This window comes from Gallibacter intestinalis, from assembly GCF_014982745.1.
Classification (GTDB): Bacteria; Bacillota; Clostridia; order Peptostreptococcales; family Anaerovoracaceae; genus Gallibacter; species Gallibacter intestinalis.
Genome location: NZ_JADCKA010000013.1, coordinates 32,783 through 48,129, shown reverse-complemented (window position 1 = coordinate 48,129; position 15,347 = coordinate 32,783). Strand labels below are relative to the sequence as shown.

14 protein-coding genes are annotated in these 15,347 nt (G+C 39.6%); 7 read left to right on the top strand and 7 right to left on the bottom strand.

All coding sequences use genetic code 11. From position 1 onward, the window contains the following. Positions 1 to 140 precede the first annotated feature (140 nt). The 6 genes from rhuM to INF20_RS07135 all read left to right on the top strand — a co-directional run bounded on the left by rhuM (position 141) and on the right by INF20_RS07135 (position 7,251). Positions 141 to 869, top strand: a complete 729-nt coding sequence (gene rhuM, locus INF20_RS07160) for a Fic family protein (RefSeq protein ID WP_226385690.1) — start codon at positions 141 to 143, stop codon at positions 867 to 869. A 222-nt stretch (positions 870 to 1,091) separates the two neighbouring features. Then, positions 1,092 to 1,568, top strand: a complete 477-nt coding sequence (locus INF20_RS07155; protein WP_226385689.1) for an acyl-CoA thioesterase — start codon at positions 1,092 to 1,094, stop codon at positions 1,566 to 1,568. 84 nt (positions 1,569 to 1,652) lie between these two features. After that, positions 1,653 to 4,568 (top strand): DUF3427 domain-containing protein, encoded by a 2,916-nt coding sequence (locus INF20_RS07150; protein ID WP_226385688.1) that lies wholly within the window; start codon positions 1,653 to 1,655, stop codon positions 4,566 to 4,568. A gap of 4 nt (positions 4,569 to 4,572) precedes the next feature. Further along, positions 4,573 to 4,959, top strand: coding sequence for an 8-oxo-dGTP diphosphatase MutT (gene mutT, locus INF20_RS07145; RefSeq protein ID WP_226385687.1), 387 nt, complete (start codon positions 4,573 to 4,575; stop codon positions 4,957 to 4,959). A 61-nt stretch (positions 4,960 to 5,020) separates the two neighbouring features. Then, entirely contained in the window at positions 5,021 to 5,911 is an 891-nt protein-coding gene (locus tag INF20_RS07140) for an endonuclease NucS domain-containing protein (RefSeq protein WP_226385686.1), read from the top strand. Positions 5,912 to 6,129: 218 nt separating this feature from the next. Beyond that, positions 6,130 to 7,251: a M15 family metallopeptidase gene (locus INF20_RS07135; protein ID WP_226385685.1), complete on the top strand. Its 1,122-nt coding sequence runs from the start codon at positions 6,130 to 6,132 to the stop codon at positions 7,249 to 7,251. Between the two features lie 105 nt (positions 7,252 to 7,356). On the opposite strand, the gene INF20_RS07130 is transcribed toward INF20_RS07135, so the two are convergent. The 6 genes from INF20_RS07130 to INF20_RS07105 are packed head-to-tail and all read right to left on the bottom strand — an operon-like array spanning position 7,357 to position 13,130. Continuing rightward, positions 7,357 to 8,370, bottom strand: coding sequence for a TRAP transporter substrate-binding protein (locus INF20_RS07130; protein WP_226385684.1), 1,014 nt, complete (start codon positions 8,368 to 8,370; stop codon positions 7,357 to 7,359). Between the two features lie 16 nt (positions 8,371 to 8,386). Then, positions 8,387 to 9,676, bottom strand: coding sequence for a TRAP transporter large permease (locus INF20_RS07125; RefSeq protein ID WP_226385683.1), 1,290 nt, complete (start codon positions 9,674 to 9,676; stop codon positions 8,387 to 8,389). A gap of 3 nt (positions 9,677 to 9,679) precedes the next feature. Further along, positions 9,680 to 10,165: a TRAP transporter small permease gene (locus INF20_RS07120; protein ID WP_226385682.1), complete on the bottom strand. Its 486-nt coding sequence runs from the start codon at positions 10,163 to 10,165 to the stop codon at positions 9,680 to 9,682. A gap of 34 nt (positions 10,166 to 10,199) precedes the next feature. Beyond that, entirely contained in the window at positions 10,200 to 10,961 is a 762-nt protein-coding gene (aroD, locus tag INF20_RS07115; protein WP_226385681.1) for a type I 3-dehydroquinate dehydratase, read from the bottom strand. A 59-nt stretch (positions 10,962 to 11,020) separates the two neighbouring features. After that, positions 11,021 to 12,208 carry an MFS transporter gene (locus INF20_RS07110; protein WP_226385680.1) on the bottom strand — a complete coding sequence of 396 codons (1,188 nt, stop codon included), beginning with the start codon at positions 12,206 to 12,208 and terminating at the stop codon, positions 11,021 to 11,023. Between the two features lie 46 nt (positions 12,209 to 12,254). After that, positions 12,255 to 13,130: a shikimate dehydrogenase gene (locus INF20_RS07105; protein WP_226385679.1), complete on the bottom strand. Its 876-nt coding sequence runs from the start codon at positions 13,128 to 13,130 to the stop codon at positions 12,255 to 12,257. 224 nt (positions 13,131 to 13,354) lie between these two features. On the opposite strand from INF20_RS07105, the gene INF20_RS07100 reads away from it, so the two are divergent. Then, complete coding sequence (locus INF20_RS07100) at positions 13,355 to 14,239, top strand: LysR family transcriptional regulator (protein WP_226385678.1); 885 nt, start codon at positions 13,355 to 13,357, stop codon at positions 14,237 to 14,239. 28 nt (positions 14,240 to 14,267) lie between these two features. On the opposite strand, the gene INF20_RS07095 is transcribed toward INF20_RS07100, so the two are convergent. Next, complete coding sequence (locus tag INF20_RS07095) at positions 14,268 to 15,167, bottom strand: LysR family transcriptional regulator (protein WP_226385677.1); 900 nt, start codon at positions 15,165 to 15,167, stop codon at positions 14,268 to 14,270. Positions 15,168 to 15,347: the final 180 nt, after the last annotated feature.

Below are 15,347 nucleotides of genomic sequence, written 5' to 3'. Positions count from 1 at the left end.
TTTCTATATTAATATTATATCATAAATACCGCCATAAGCGTTGATATTTCAACGATTTATATATGTTTTATGCAAAAGAAAAAGCCCAATCTCAAAATTGAGATTGGACCTTTGTCTACAGTCTGAGCAATGTGCAAAAAATGCACATTGCAAATTCAGATCGACCTGTACAGTTCTACAATCTCGATGTCATCATCTCAGTCGGATATCGTGTTAAATCAAGGCGAGGCGTTGAATTTAGGAGATGGGCCAATTCAGTTCTCAAGCAGTATATATTACAAGGTTATGCCATAAATGATAATCGTATCGCACAGCTTGGAGAAGTGATACAGATTATGAAGAGAACTCAAAATGCGTTGGATTCGCAGCAGGTGCTCAATGTAATACAAAAATATAGCAAAGCGTTAGATTTATTAGACTCTTATGATCATCAGACTATGGAGCGTCCTAAAGGAAATGTCGCAACATATGAACTTACTTATGAGGAATGCATGGATGTAATTTCTCAAATGCGTTTTGGCGATGAGTCTGATTTATTTGGCAAGGAAAAGGACGATTCTTTCAGAGGCAGTATTGGAAATATATATCAATCCTTTGCAGGAAAAGAACTATATCCGAGCCTTGAAGAAAAAGCAGCTCATCTTTTATATTTCGTAACTAAAAATCATAGTTTTCTCGATGGAAATAAGAGAATAGCAGCAACTATGTTTCTATATTTTCTCGACAAAAACGGAGTACTATTTATGGAAGGTGAGAAGCTGATAGATGACCACACACTTGTTGCTTTAACTATAATGATTGCAGAGTCAAAGCCTGAGGAAAAGGAAATGATGATTACGGTTATCATGAATTGTTTAAGCTGTAAATAAATCTAATTTAAATAAACAAGATATGAGAACGAAGAAAGAATAACCTGTCTTTTTTTTAGTGTTTGTTGCCTATGATAGGTAAAAGTCCCTTGAAAAAGTTGATAGTTTCATCAAAAAGTCCCTTGAAAAAGTTGATAGTTCACTTTTGAAAATATTAGTTATGTGGTATATTAAGAGCATTAGGGAGATATAACTAAACTGCATCGAAAGGAAAGAAAGACAATGACGATAACAAAAAAAGTATCAGACTCGACAGTGGAAACCATCCATATCGTTAGACCAAACCATCTCAACGCTGCCAGCCGACTTTTTGGCGGAATGCTGATGCAGTGGCTGGACGAAGTTGCCGGAGTTGTGGCTCAGCGTCACACCAGATCAAATGTAATTACGGCATCCGTTGATAACCTGAGATTTATTCACGGTGTATACAAGGGAGAGATGGTAGTAATTAAAGGAAAGGTAACATTTGTCGGAACTACTTCCATGGAAGTTAAAGTTGATACATATGTAGAAAACCTTTCTGATGGCTCTCACCACAAAATCAATACAGCCTACTTCACAATGGTTGCCCTTGGAGAAGACGATAAACCTGCAAAGGTGCCAAGGCTGGAACTGGAAACTGATGAAGAGCGTAAGGAATGGGCTGCAGCGGAAAGAAGAAGAGAAATCAGAATGCTGCGTAAGGCGGAAAAGTTCTAAAATTAAAATCAATATTGAAATGTAAAGGCAGAACGGATAAAAGTTCTGCCTTTTATATGATATAATACGCTTGGAGTAAGTATCATGAACAAAAAACTACAGCGAATACAAGAAGGATTTCAAACAGCATTTATAGACTATAATCACAATTCAGAACTCAGCTACAGACCTCAGTTTATTTCAAATGATTATAAAGAGGGTCGTAAAGTAATCTCTTCAATAGAAGAGGAACTGAAGTATTGCGATGAGTTCTTTATTAGTGTTGCTTTTATAACTGAAGGCGGTATAGCTCCGCTACTTCAGACATTTAAAGAGCTGGAAAAAAGAAATATTAAAGGTAGAATTCTGACTACGGATTATCTTAATTTCAGCGAACCGAAAGCTTTAAGAAAGTTAAACGAACTTTCGAATATTGAGCTTCGTATGTATTGTGTAGGTGGAAACAATGCCGGATTTCATACTAAAGGATACATGTTTCGTGAAGGAGAAATTTACAAAATAATTGTAGGTAGCTCCAATATGACGATGAAAGCGTTGTCTGTTAACAAAGAATGGAATACAAAGATTATTGCCACGGAAAATGGAGAATACGTGCGTGAAATGCGCATAGAGTTTCAAAATCTTTGGGAACAGGCTAGACCTCTTGAAGGTTGGATAGATACATATACTGCTATTTATGAAGAACAAAAGAAAATAGCAAAGCAATCAGAAAAACTGATTTCCCTTGAGCAATATAAACTGGAACCGAATACAATGCAGGTTTCTTTTATTGAAAATTTAAACGCAATTATAAAGGAAGGCGAAAAGCGAGCATTACTTATTTCCGCAACGGGAACAGGAAAAACCTATGCTTCAGCATTTGCAATCAGACAACTTAAGCCTCATCGCGTTTTGTTTTTAGTACATAGAGAACAGATTGCAAAACAGGCTAAAAAGGCTTATAAAAATGTATTTGGAAATACTAAGTCTTATGGCTTGATTTCTGGAAGCAATAAAGATTTCGATAAAGATTTGTTGTTTGCAACGGTACAGACGATGTCAAAGGACGAAAGCCTGAAACAGTTTGAGCCAGAAGATTTTGATGTGATCGTAATGGATGAAGTGCACAGAGCAGGTGCAAAGAGCCATCAAAAGATAATGGAATATTTTAAACCTAAATTGTTTTTAGGTATGACAGCAAGTCCTGAGAGAACCGACGGATTTGATATTTTCAGTTTGTTTGATCATAACATCGCATATGAAATCAGACTTAATCAGGCGTTAGAAGAGGATTTACTATGCCCGTTCCACTATTTTGGAATAAGCGAAATAGAGATAAATGGTGAAGTATTTGATGATGAGACGGGTTTAAGAAATTTTAACAGACTTGTTTCCGATGACAGAGTAAATCATATAATTGAACAGGCTGAATACTATGGATACAGCGGGGAACGTGTAAAGGGACTAATATTTTGCAGCAGTAAAAAAGAGGCTCAGATACTTTCGGAAAAGTTTAATGAAAGAGGATATTCAACTTTAGATCTTTCGGGAGAAGATAATCAAGAAACTAGAGAAAAAGCAATAGAGAGACTTGTCAGTGATGAAGCAGAAAATCATTTGGATTATATCTTTACTGTAGACATTTTTAATGAAGGTGTTGATATACCAGAGATAAATCAGGTAATTATGCTTAGGCCTACTCAATCTCCTATAGTCTTTGTGCAGCAGTTGGGACGAGGTTTGAGAAAAAATGAAGATAAGGAATTCGTAGTTATATTGGACTTTATCGGTAATTACAAGAATAACTTTATGATTCCGATGGCTCTTTCTGGGGATCGCAGCTATAACAAGGATACCATTAGGAGATATGTAGCTTCCGGAACAAGGGTAATTCCAGGCAGCTCAAGTGTACATTTTGATGAAATATCAAGAAAGAGAATATATGAGTCCATTGACAAGGCCAGAACAATTGATGTTAAGCTAATTAAAGAATCATATAAAAATTTGAAATACAGATTAGGACATATTCCTTCTTTACTTGATTTTGACAGGTACGGTTCCATTGATGTAACAAAAATATTTGATAATAGCAATTTAGGTTCGTATCATAATTTCCTGTCAAAGTATGATAAAGAAGATTATCATGTGGAATTATCTCCTAAAGAAGAACAAGCTTTAACATACATTTCTCAGAAATATGCAAAAGGCAAGAGAATACATGAATTGCTGCTCTTAAAATGCATATTAGACGAGGCGGAAGATATTATCAGAGACTTTAGAGAAAAATTAGAAGCAGAATATGAGATTAAAGTTTCTGATAAAGATGAGGAGTCGGCTATAAATAATCTTAGATTTGAATTTCTAAAAACTCAGGAAAGAGAAAAAATCATATTCAATTTCATAGAGGAGATAGAAAGCAAAATATGCGTTTCGCAAGAATTTGAGGATATGATAAAAAATCCTGAATTTAAGGCAATGGTTACAGATGCCATTGAGTTTGGAATTCACAGATATAAAGAGAATTATTCCGAAAGGTACAAGGAAACCAATTTCCAGCTTTATCAAAAGTATACATATGAAGATGTATGCAGGCTTCTTAATTGGGATAAAAATATGAACGCTCTTAATATCGGTGGGTATTTCTACGACAAAAAGACAAAGACTCTACCTGTCTTTATAAATTATGAAAAAGACCATGATGCTATAGCATATGAAGACAGATTCTTGTCAAATAAAGAGTTGATTGCCCTTTCAAAAAGCAAAAGAACAGCAGAATCTTCAGACGCAGTACATATATATAAGTCCAGCGATGATGATAAGGATAACAAGATATACCTGTTTGTACGTAAAAATAAGGACGATGGGGAAGCTAAGGAGTTTTATTTCTTGGGAGAGATAAATGCAGTGGGCAAACCACATCCGATAGTTATGGACAAAACAGGGTATGATGCATTTGAGATAACGTATCTACTGGATCATCCTATAAGAGAAGACATTTACGAGTATATAGTGGGAGAGTAATTTAATGAAGACTATAGAGGTAGTTGCAGCGATAATTAAAGATGGCAATAAAATCTTTGCGACGCAGAGAGGGTACGGCGAATTTAAAGATGGTTGGGAGTTTCCCGGCGGGAAAATAGAAGATGGAGAAAGCCCTCAAGAAGCTCTGGTTAGGGAAATTAAAGAAGAACTGGATGTAGAAATAAGTGTTCAGGAGCTATTTGATACTGTTGAATACGATTATCCGGGGTTTCACCTCACAATGCATTGCTTTATAAGCTCACTAAAAGCTGGAGAAATTGTTTTAAATGAGCACGAAGATGCAAGATGGCTGTATAAAGAAGAGCTTGATACTGTTGCGTGGCTTCCTGCGGATGAAGGTTTGATTGAGAAATTAAAGAAGGTATTGTAATGTTTTTGAGAATAATGTAGTCATAATCGTTTATATCTGATAACTATGGGGAGGATTATTTATGTCTGATATAAAGTTGTTTCAACTAGAAGAAAGTGTTAAAGAACTTTCGGCAGCGCAGGTTTCAGTAGAAAAAGAGTTACAATCTTTAATAGAAGATAATATGGAACTGTTTTTTGGTGTTAGATTCCTTAAAAGTGAATATCAAATAACTAATGGGCGTATGGATAGTATAGGCATTGATGAGAATAATTGTCCGGTTATTTTTGAGTATAAAAGGAGCATAAATGAAAACGTTATAAATCAAGGACTTTTCTATTTGGATTGGTTATTGGATCATAAAGCGGATTTTAAACTTCTTGTGATTGAAAAGCTTGGAACGAAAGCAGCAGATGAAATTGATTGGTCAATGCCATGTGTAATATGTATAGCAAATGATTTTACTAGATACGATGTGCATGCGGTAAATCAAATGCAAAGAAATATAAAGTTAGTTAAGTATAAGAAATATGAAGATAAACTTGTTTTATTTGAACATTTAAATGCACCAAATGTAAAAGCGATAGTGCAAGATCAAGATGAAGATAAAGCAAAATCAGGGCAAAAAACACATGTGGAAAAAGTAGCAAGTGTACCAGAAAATATAAAGAGAATATATAAATCAATATGCGAATATATTGAAAGCCTAGGAGACGATATAGTTGCAAATCAACTTAAATTCTATATTGCATACAGGAAAGTTCAGAATATTGCATGTATAGAAATATATAATAAGCAAGTTATAGTGAATTTAAGATTGAATCCGGAGACGGTCGAACTTGAAGAAGGATTTAGTCGCGATATGCGAGGAATAGGGCATTTTGGAACAGGAGATCTTCAATTAATAGTAAAAAGCGATAAGGATTATGAAAAATCTTTACCGTATATAGAAAGAGCATATCAAGAGAATTAAATCTACTACATCTGCAAGCGGCTCGATAGAATTTAGTAGCAAAATGAGCACATTAAAAACCACGGAGTAGCAGTCCGTGGTTTTTTTCTTGATTATGCGCTAAATTCGTACTCACGATTTAGCCTAATTCATTATAGCATATTTAAGCTTATAGTCAAATGTTGTATAATTAACAAAGAACTTATTTGTTATAAAAGCACGATGCAGGGGATAATATAATGGCAAAACATACTTTAAAAAATAGAAAGACAGTAATCATTGTTGCATGTATAGTTGTTGTTATAATCGCAGTTGCCTTAGGGTTATTCATTTCGCAGCCTAAAGTAAAAGAGGATATCTTCACATTTGAATATGGCAAGAAAGTAGAAATTGATACTAGCGCGATTTTCGGTGATAGCTCTGACAAAGTAAAAAATATTGAAGTGGATTATTCTTCCTTGAAGATGGTCAAAGATAAGGATTATCCGGAGGTTGGAGAGTACGAACTCCCATTTACATATCGAACAATGATTAAGCATTCCGATAAGCTGAAAGTGGTGGTAAAGGATACCACAAAACCTGAGTTCACTTCTTTTTCAGAAAAAATTGAAGTGGCAAAGGGGAATAAGGACTTTGATTTTAAAAGTTACTTTAAAGCTAGCGATTTGAGCAATTGCACTCTTGATATCGATACAAAGGATGTTAAATTTGATAAAGAAGGTGACTATACTGCAGAAGTCACCGCAACTGATGCCCATAAAAACAAGGAAAGCAAAAAGTTCACTGTGGTAGTTAAGGCTGAAGAGAAAGCGGTCATCCAATCTTCATCAAATTCAGCAGTTAAGCCATACTACAAAAATGGCATACTGATTGTTAATAAGAAACATCCTGTACCACCGGGATTTGGTGGCGGTGTAAACCAAACTGCACTGGCAGCAGTTAACAGGATGATAAGTGATATGAAGGCCGAGGGGCTTTCTGTAGATAGCACTACAAGTAATTACAGAAGTTACAGTTATCAAAGTACTCTTTATCAAAATTATGTGAGTGCATATGGACAGGCAAGCGCTGATACTTTTTCAGCTAGGCCTGGTTATTCGGAACATCAGACTGGATTGGCTTTCGATTTGCGTGAGCCGGGCGGTGGTTCCCTTCTAACAAATTCCAAAGCGACAAGCTGGGTTGCTAAAAATGCCCATAAATATGGTTTAATTGTTAGATATCAGTCAGGAAAGGAATGGATAACCGGATATCAGGCTGAACCATGGCATGTTCGCTATGTTGGAGACATTGCAACGAGCGTCTATAACTCCGGTCTCAGCCTAGAGGAATATCTAGGAGTTTCCGGCGGCGGATATTAACTCAGGTTATAGGATAAAAAACGCGTAATAAAAGGCAAAACTAAAACCACGGAGCAGTTTTTAGCAATAGTCCGTGGTTTTGTGTTGTTATATTACTGTAGTATTTTATTCCCCAACATATGCCCTGTAAATATCCTCATCTACAGCATTCTTGATTTCCTCATATATATCAGCTGAAGCATCAACCATATCCTGGCGAGTTTCATCGCTTATGGTTACGATTTGTGTGCCGCTATCCTCGATTACTTCGATTCGCTGGTTTATACGTTCATCTGAAGCTTTACGTGAGTAATCTCTTGCGATTTTTTGAGCTTCAACTAAAATTTGCTGATCTTCGGCTGATAACTGATCATAAAAGTCCTTGCTGACCACAAGGGATATCAGATGAGGCAGGTGGTTTGTTTCCACTACATAGTCCTGCTGCTCGTAGAGCTTGTTGGAGACTATGACCTCATAAGGGTTTTCCTGGGCGTCAATGGTGTTTTGTTGAAGCCCTATGTAAACTTCGCTGAAGTTCATCGGTGTAGGATTTGCGCCGAGGGCCGACCAGAAATCAAGATGATAGCTGTTTTCCATAGTTCTTATTTTCTGCCCTTTAAAATCCCCTATGGAAGTGACATTTTTGTTTGTGGACATCACTCTAAAGCCTTGGTCGGAGTATCCTAAGAGCTCGTAACCGGCATCGCGGTATGACTGTTGAATCCTGTTAAAAAATTCGGGATTGTCTACGGTGGCTCTGACGTCTTCAAGGCTGTCAAAGAGGCATGGCACATCAAATACGGCGGTATCTGGGATAAATGTTACCTGTGGGGCCGTATTTTGTATTACAAAAGGTATATCTCCGTCATAGCAGCTTTCTAAGAGTTCTCTGTCACCGCCTAGTACGCTATTTGGGTACACCTGGATTTTGATGCGTCCGTCACTGAGACGATCAACTTCCTCGGCGAATTTTTCGGCATATATCTGGGTTACGGTGTCTTCCGGACTGGCTGTGGCCAGTGGATAGGCATATTCCTGTTCACCATCGGCACTTTGGTTGCCGCCGGAGCATGAGCTTAGGCTAAAGGTAAGCCCAAAGGTTATTATGAAAGCTGCTGCTGTTATAATCCATTTCTTCATGGTTATTCTCCTATACCTACAACAGCACGAGGCTGATTGCAGGAATAAATGTTATCAGCACAAGGGCAAATAAAAAGTATATTATCATCGGCATTGCCTTTGCTGCAATCTTCATCAGAGGTATCTCCGAAAGGGAAGAAGCTACAAAGAGATTTACGCCAATTGGTGGTGTTACAAAACCGACAGCCAGGTTTACAACCATCATTACACCGAAGTGTATAGGGTCCATGCCTATTTCCGTTACGATCGGCAGCAATATCGGTGTAAGAATCAATATTGCTGGTGTGGTATCCATTACCATTCCAACTATAAGCAGGAATATATTGATTACAAGCAACAGTACAATCGGATTTGTAAAGTGGGTCAGTATCCAGTCGCTTACGGCCTGAGGTACTTGCATTAAAGTGAGCACCCTTGAAAATGCTATTGAAGCAGCCAGTATAAACAGTATCGGTGTGTATGTGCGTATTGATTCTACTAGTATGCCCCATATATCTTTTAGCTTGATGCTGCGGTACACAAACAGGCTGATGATAAGGGCATAAAATACGGATATTACCGCTGCTTCTGTAGGTGAAGCTATGCCGCTGTATATGCATCCTAGGATTATAACGGGACTTAAAAGAGCCAGGGAACTGTCCTTAAGCACCTTTAAAAATCCGCGAGAATGAAGTTCATTTACCATTACCAGTTTCTTTTCTTGATCTTCGCCGTGTTTTTTACAGTAGAGCCAGGCGTAAATCATCAGAAGTGCACCGATGAGAAGTCCCGGTATTATTCCGGCGATAAAAAGGTCGCTGACAGAGGCTCCGGAAGCGCTTCCGTACATGATAAAAGGTATGCTCGGAGGGATTATTACCCCAAGTCCTCCTACCACTGCCACGACGGCTGTGGAAAATGTCTTATCATATCCCATTTCTATTAGAATAGGAATCGTCATACTGCCTACTGCTGCTACAGTGGCTGGGCCTGAACCTGAAATCGCTCCGTAAAAAAGACAGGTTACGATTACGGCACAAGGCATGCCTGCTGTGCGTTTTCCCATAAAGAAGGCAAATATATCAAAGAGCTTTCTTGATATACCACCTCTTGCCATGATGATTCCCGATAAAACGAACATAGGAACCGCCAGCAAAGGGAAGCTGTCAAGACCGCCTAGCATAGAACGGATAACATAGGTTGCGCTAGCCGTAAATGAAGGATCAAGGGCGCCCGGCAACACCGATGCTATTCCCAGGGAAATGGACACCGGAATTGCGATTACCAGGCAGATTACGAATATTATCATTACAACTGCTGCCGGCATGAGTTACTCCTTTCCCCTTACTGTATTGAACTCCACAATCCAGCGCTGGATTATGCGTATGGCCACCAGTATAAATCCTGCAAGGGGAGCAGCCTGAACATAGTACATTGGAATTCCCAGAGCTGGACTTACCTGGCCTGTTTCAATGGCTGAGTAAAAATATTTCCATGCAAATGGAATAAGGTAAAGAAACAGTACCAGTTCAATAGTATGGTTTACAACTTTAAACAGCGCTTTCCCCCTTTTAGGGAAGAGCGCTACAAATTGTTCTATTTTTATGGATATGCACTTCTTTGTGCAGTAGCTGACGCTTAAAAATCCTGCCCATATGAACAGATATCTTGTCAGCTCTTCAGACCATGTCAGGGACATGGAAAGTGCATAGCGACAGAATACCTGGATGCCCATAATTACAGCCATTGCTGCAAGGAGGAAGACCAGGATTATTTCTTCGAGGTATTCGTCTATGCAATTTATTATCTTTTTCATAAGTCTGCCTCCTTGTCTTACGCAAAGGATTTACCTAAAGGCTTTTGTGAAGAAGCGAAAGAACTGTTTTCAGGTCTTCAACTCCCATCTGTCCAGGAGCGGAGGCCTTGCCTGCGGCTCCGAAGGTAAGCGATGAACCGAACACTTCACCACACAGGCGGCTTATAACGCCTGTTCCTGCCATGGACATTGTTATAATCGGTCTGTCTGCATATTCTGTGCTCATTTCTTCAGTAGCTGACAGCAGTGTCAGCACATCTTTTTTGTTCTGTGGCATTACTGCTATTTTAGGGATATCTGCTCCCAGTTCCTGCATTTTGCGCAGTCTTTTTACAATTTCATCCTTTTCAGGAGTCTTGTCAAAGTCGTGGTTTGATGCTACCACTTTAACACCGCAGCTGTGAGCGGCACTGATGACCTGTTTTACGGCATCGTCGCCGGTGAAGGCTTCAATATCTACAAGGTCAACATATCCTGTTTTTGCAATTTTAGAGTTTAACTCAACATAGTCTGCTGTTTTTATGGCTTTTTCGCCGCCTTCCTTTGATGTACGGAAGGTAAAAAGTATAGGAGTGTCGCCGAGAGCCTTGCGAAGTTCTTCGGCGGTTTTTTCAACTTCATCGAAGTTAAATACATCCTGGTACCAGTCTACACGCCATTCTACCACGTCGGTTCCCATGGCGGCAATGAATTTAGCGGCATCAAGGATTTCATTTCTTGTTACGCCTACTATAGGTACGCAAATTTTTGGGATGCCCGCTCCAATTTCAATATTTCTAACTTTTACTGTATTCATCAGTTGTATCCTTTCTTAATATATGACCTGAAATATACGACCTGAAACTGTGACAAAGATTATTCGGCCTGTCCGGCATTTTTAAGCAGCTTGCCGTATCTCAGGTTTACAAACAGAGCAAGAAGTATACCTATTACTGTTATTACGATGTTCATAAGGATAACTCCGGAGGAGCTCATTTTTGCTGCTGCTGTAAGGATTGTGTAATTGCACAGGCTGGAAGCTATCATAACCAGACTTGTGAGGGTTCCCTTGATTTTTGGGAACAAATCATTGGCTACGGCTGTTGCCATCTGCAGTACGCCGCCTGCACCAGCATAACCGATTACAAAGGCGCCTACATAGCAGATCATAGGTGTCTTAATCAGGTAAACTAGAGCCAGCATTACAAGAGAGATTACAGGATAGATTACCAGGAAACGAACCTGCTTAAACTTTGTAATAAGAATACTTGTTACAAACAGAGCAACCAGAGTACCTGCTGAGTAATAAGTCTGCATCATTGAAACGCTTTCAGACGGAATTCCGGCAACCTCAGTACCGAATGTCTGCGCGCAATTGAGCCACAGCTGGAAAGTTGCTGTGCATGTAAATCCGATGAGGATCAGAGCTACGCTTTCCAGAGAGAAATGAGCGTTCTTAAGGTTATTTAAGAAGGATTCGCCCTTTCCTACGCCTTCAACCTTAGGCAGCGGAGCAAATATTGCAAGTATACCCAGTACTGCAATTACGATACCGCATACCAGAGGGAGCATCAGGTAGGACATGGAAGTTCCTACGCACATTCCCAGGAAGAATGGGAGGAGCAGCTGAGCAACGGATATGAACAGCTTGATACCCATTGTGGCAACGCCTGTGTACTTGTAGATGATTTCTCCAACTGCAGGATAAGTTGCTGTATCCAGGAAGGAGTTTGCTATACCGCCCAGTACGGCTGCCACATATGCAAAGGTCATGCTTGGGGAGAAAGCAATTCCCACAAAGAATATTACATATGAGAAGCATCCGATGAGAACGGAAATTCTTCTTCCAAATTTATCGGACAGAGGACCTGCAAAAGGCAGGGAAATGAGTCTTCCCAGACCAAGAGCTGCTGCTACTGCAGTTACGCTCATTACATCTCCTGTACCCCACTGTTCGGAAAGCATTTCCTTTACAACCTGCTGGCTGAGGATAGAGCATCCGATACCGTGGATAAAGTAGTTTAAATAAAGAATAAGTGCGCTTGGCAGATATTTTGTATTCATGAAATAATCTCCTTTATATAACGATATTTTCCTTTAGCGATGGTTATTAGTCGTACTTGATGTCCAATACTTCCTTCATATGGTCGATTGGCATATGCTTGCCTGTCCACAGATGGAAAGCCGCATCTCCCTGGAAGAGCATCATGCCAAGGCCGTTCATTGTTTTGCAGCCTACTTCCTTTGCCATCTTCAGGAGAGCTGTTTCTCTCGGTGAGTAGATTGTATCAGTTACAATCAGGTCAGGGCGGAAGAAGGATTTGTCAGGAACTACAGACTGTCCTTCCATCGGCTTCATACCTACGCCTGTTGCCTGAGCAAAGAGATAGCTATCTGCGATTTCTTCTCTCAGCTTTTCCTTGTCATCGAGATCGTAGAGATTTACAACGCAGTCTGTGTTTTCTCTTATTACCTGCACTGTTCTTTCGGCAGCTTCCCAGAAGCTATCGTGTATATTAAAGATGGAAATTTCCTTTACACCGTCTAAAGCGGCCTGAACTTCAATAGCCTTTGCGGCTCCGCCGGCGCCTGCTACGGTGATTTTCTTTCCTATTACATCTATATTGTTATCTTTAAGGGACTGCATGTATCCGATACCGTCTGTGATATGTCCGATGAGTTTGCCGTTATCATTTACGATTGTGTTTACGGCGCCGCACATCTGCGCAGCAGGGGAAAGCTCATCAAGATACTGGCCTACTACTGTTTTGTTAGGCATGGAAACATTGGAACCTACCATCTTTAATGCGCGAAGTCCTTTAACGGCATCTTCCAGAGTGCTGTTATCCACTTCAAATGCCAGATATGCATAATCCAGTCCTAAGGTTGCAAATGCTTCGTTATGCATTGCAGGGGAGCTGGAGTGACGAATCGGATATGCCATAAGTCCGATTAGCTCAGTATGTCCTGTAATTCTTTCAGTCATTTTGTTTTTCCTCCATTAATTAATAAATGTGTCTAATTGATTTGTGATTTTGCTTTTGATTTTCGTTTGTTAATTAACAGACAACCTCTTTAACTTTATTATATATGAGCCTACCGATAGTTCTAATATATCTTTTATTTAATTTTGATAGCATTTAACTATCAATGGTGGTACAATTTAATAGTAAGATGATTTGAACGAAAAAGGATTAAAGAGGATTAAATATGACGCTTAATCAATTGCTGTATTTTCAGACTGTGGCAAAGCACCAGCATTTTCATAAAGCGGCGGAGGAGCTTAATATATCGCAGCCGTCCTTGAGCAGATCCATTGCGACTTTAGAGGAGGAGCTTGGCATCATGCTCTTTGAAAGACAAGGAAGAAATGTAAGGCTTACCAAGTATGGTCGTATTTTTTTAGAGCATGCGGAAAGGATTTTAAAGGATGTTGATATGGCCACCTTGCAGATGAAGCAGCTGACAGGAGATGAAGGACATGTGGATATAGCCTATGTATTCCCTCTGGCAGGCCATTACATCCCTCACATGGTAAGGCGATTTCTCAGTCAAGAAAAAAACAGGAAGGTAACCTTCAGCTTTCATCAGCTGCATACATCGGCACTTATAGAAGGGCTTAAAAACGAAAAGTTTGATGTTGTTTTCGGCTCTTATGTGGAAAATGAACCGGGCATACAGTTTGTACCTATAATACATCAGGAAATGGTTATCATAGCTCCGGAAGGACATCCACTGACGGAAAGTCCATTGGTGAGATTGCAGGATTTAGAAGACTATCCGGTAATAGGATATGACAGAACATCGGGGCTTGGTAAATATACAAACAGACTTTATGAGATCTACGGGATGAAGCCCAATATAATATGTGAGTCGCCGGACGAATACGCTATTTCCGCACTGGTGGAGGAAAACTTCGGCGTGGCACTGGTGGCGGATGTGGAGACGATACACGAGAGAAATGTAGAGATTATAAAGGTGAAAGATCAGGAAATTGCTCATACGGTGTATATGGGATACCTGAAAAATCATTATATGATACCGGCGGTCAAAAACTTTATTAAGTTCATACAAAAGGAAGGGACGAGATTGTAATTCTCGTCCATTTTAATTTCTATGATATTTATAGCTGAGGTGTAAAGGATATGGCGTTGGCCACATATTTAATAAACTGTTTGACTGCAGGGGGATGATAATTGTCAGGGCACCATGCCATATATACATATCTGCGATGGCCTGAGAGGTTAAGGGGCAACACATCGACATCCATGGTGCGCAGCACGGGAATGTCAGGCATGATGCCTATGCCAAAGCCTCGGGCAATAAGGCCTGCCATGCAGCTGTCCTCTTCTATTTCATATGCGATTTCCGGCTTTATATCCGCTTGCTCAAAGAGATTGTCTATGAGGGGACGCAGGCCGCTGTTTTCTGTAAAGAAAATCTGAGGATACTTGGCGGCCTCTTCCAAAGAAACTGCATTTCCGGATGAAGCAATGGGATGACCCTTTGGAGTTACAAGCACAAGTTCTTCGGTGCCCACAGGTGCAAAGTTTATATGAGACTCCTTTTCAACCATGGAACAAAAGGCCACGTCGAATTTTTCATCCTTTAATCCCTTTAAAATATCCGTTGTATTTCCCACGGTGAAATGAAAGCGAATGTTAAGCTCCTCGTGGGAACGCAAAAAGTCGCTGACCATATTAGGAACAAATTCGCTGCCTAGGGTGTATATAAATGCCAGGTCGATGATGCCGCCGGTGTGGCCGGTCATTTCCTTTGTTTTGCGGATGCCTTCCTCAAGGGTGGAAAGGGATTCTTCTGCATATTTAAGGAAGGTGCGCCCGTACTTGGTAAGGACAACTCCACGACCTTGTTTTTGGAAGAGGCGAGTTCCCAATTCCTGTTCAAGAGTCGCCATGGAGTGACTTAGTGTGGGCTGGGTGATTTCAAGTTCCTCGGCGGCCTTTGTAAAGTGTTCAAGTTTGGCAAGGGTGATGAAATATTTAAGATGATTGAGATTCATGGTTACATCCTTTTGACTGTTTTTTAACAATAAACTCCTTCGATAATGACAATATATCACAATTCATAAACGTTTTCTATGAATTTTACGGTTTATATGCATTTGTTTTATTAAATAAAAATTCATATAATACGGGCAGAAAACATAAACACAACCTCTTTATTTTAAAACTTAGATTGA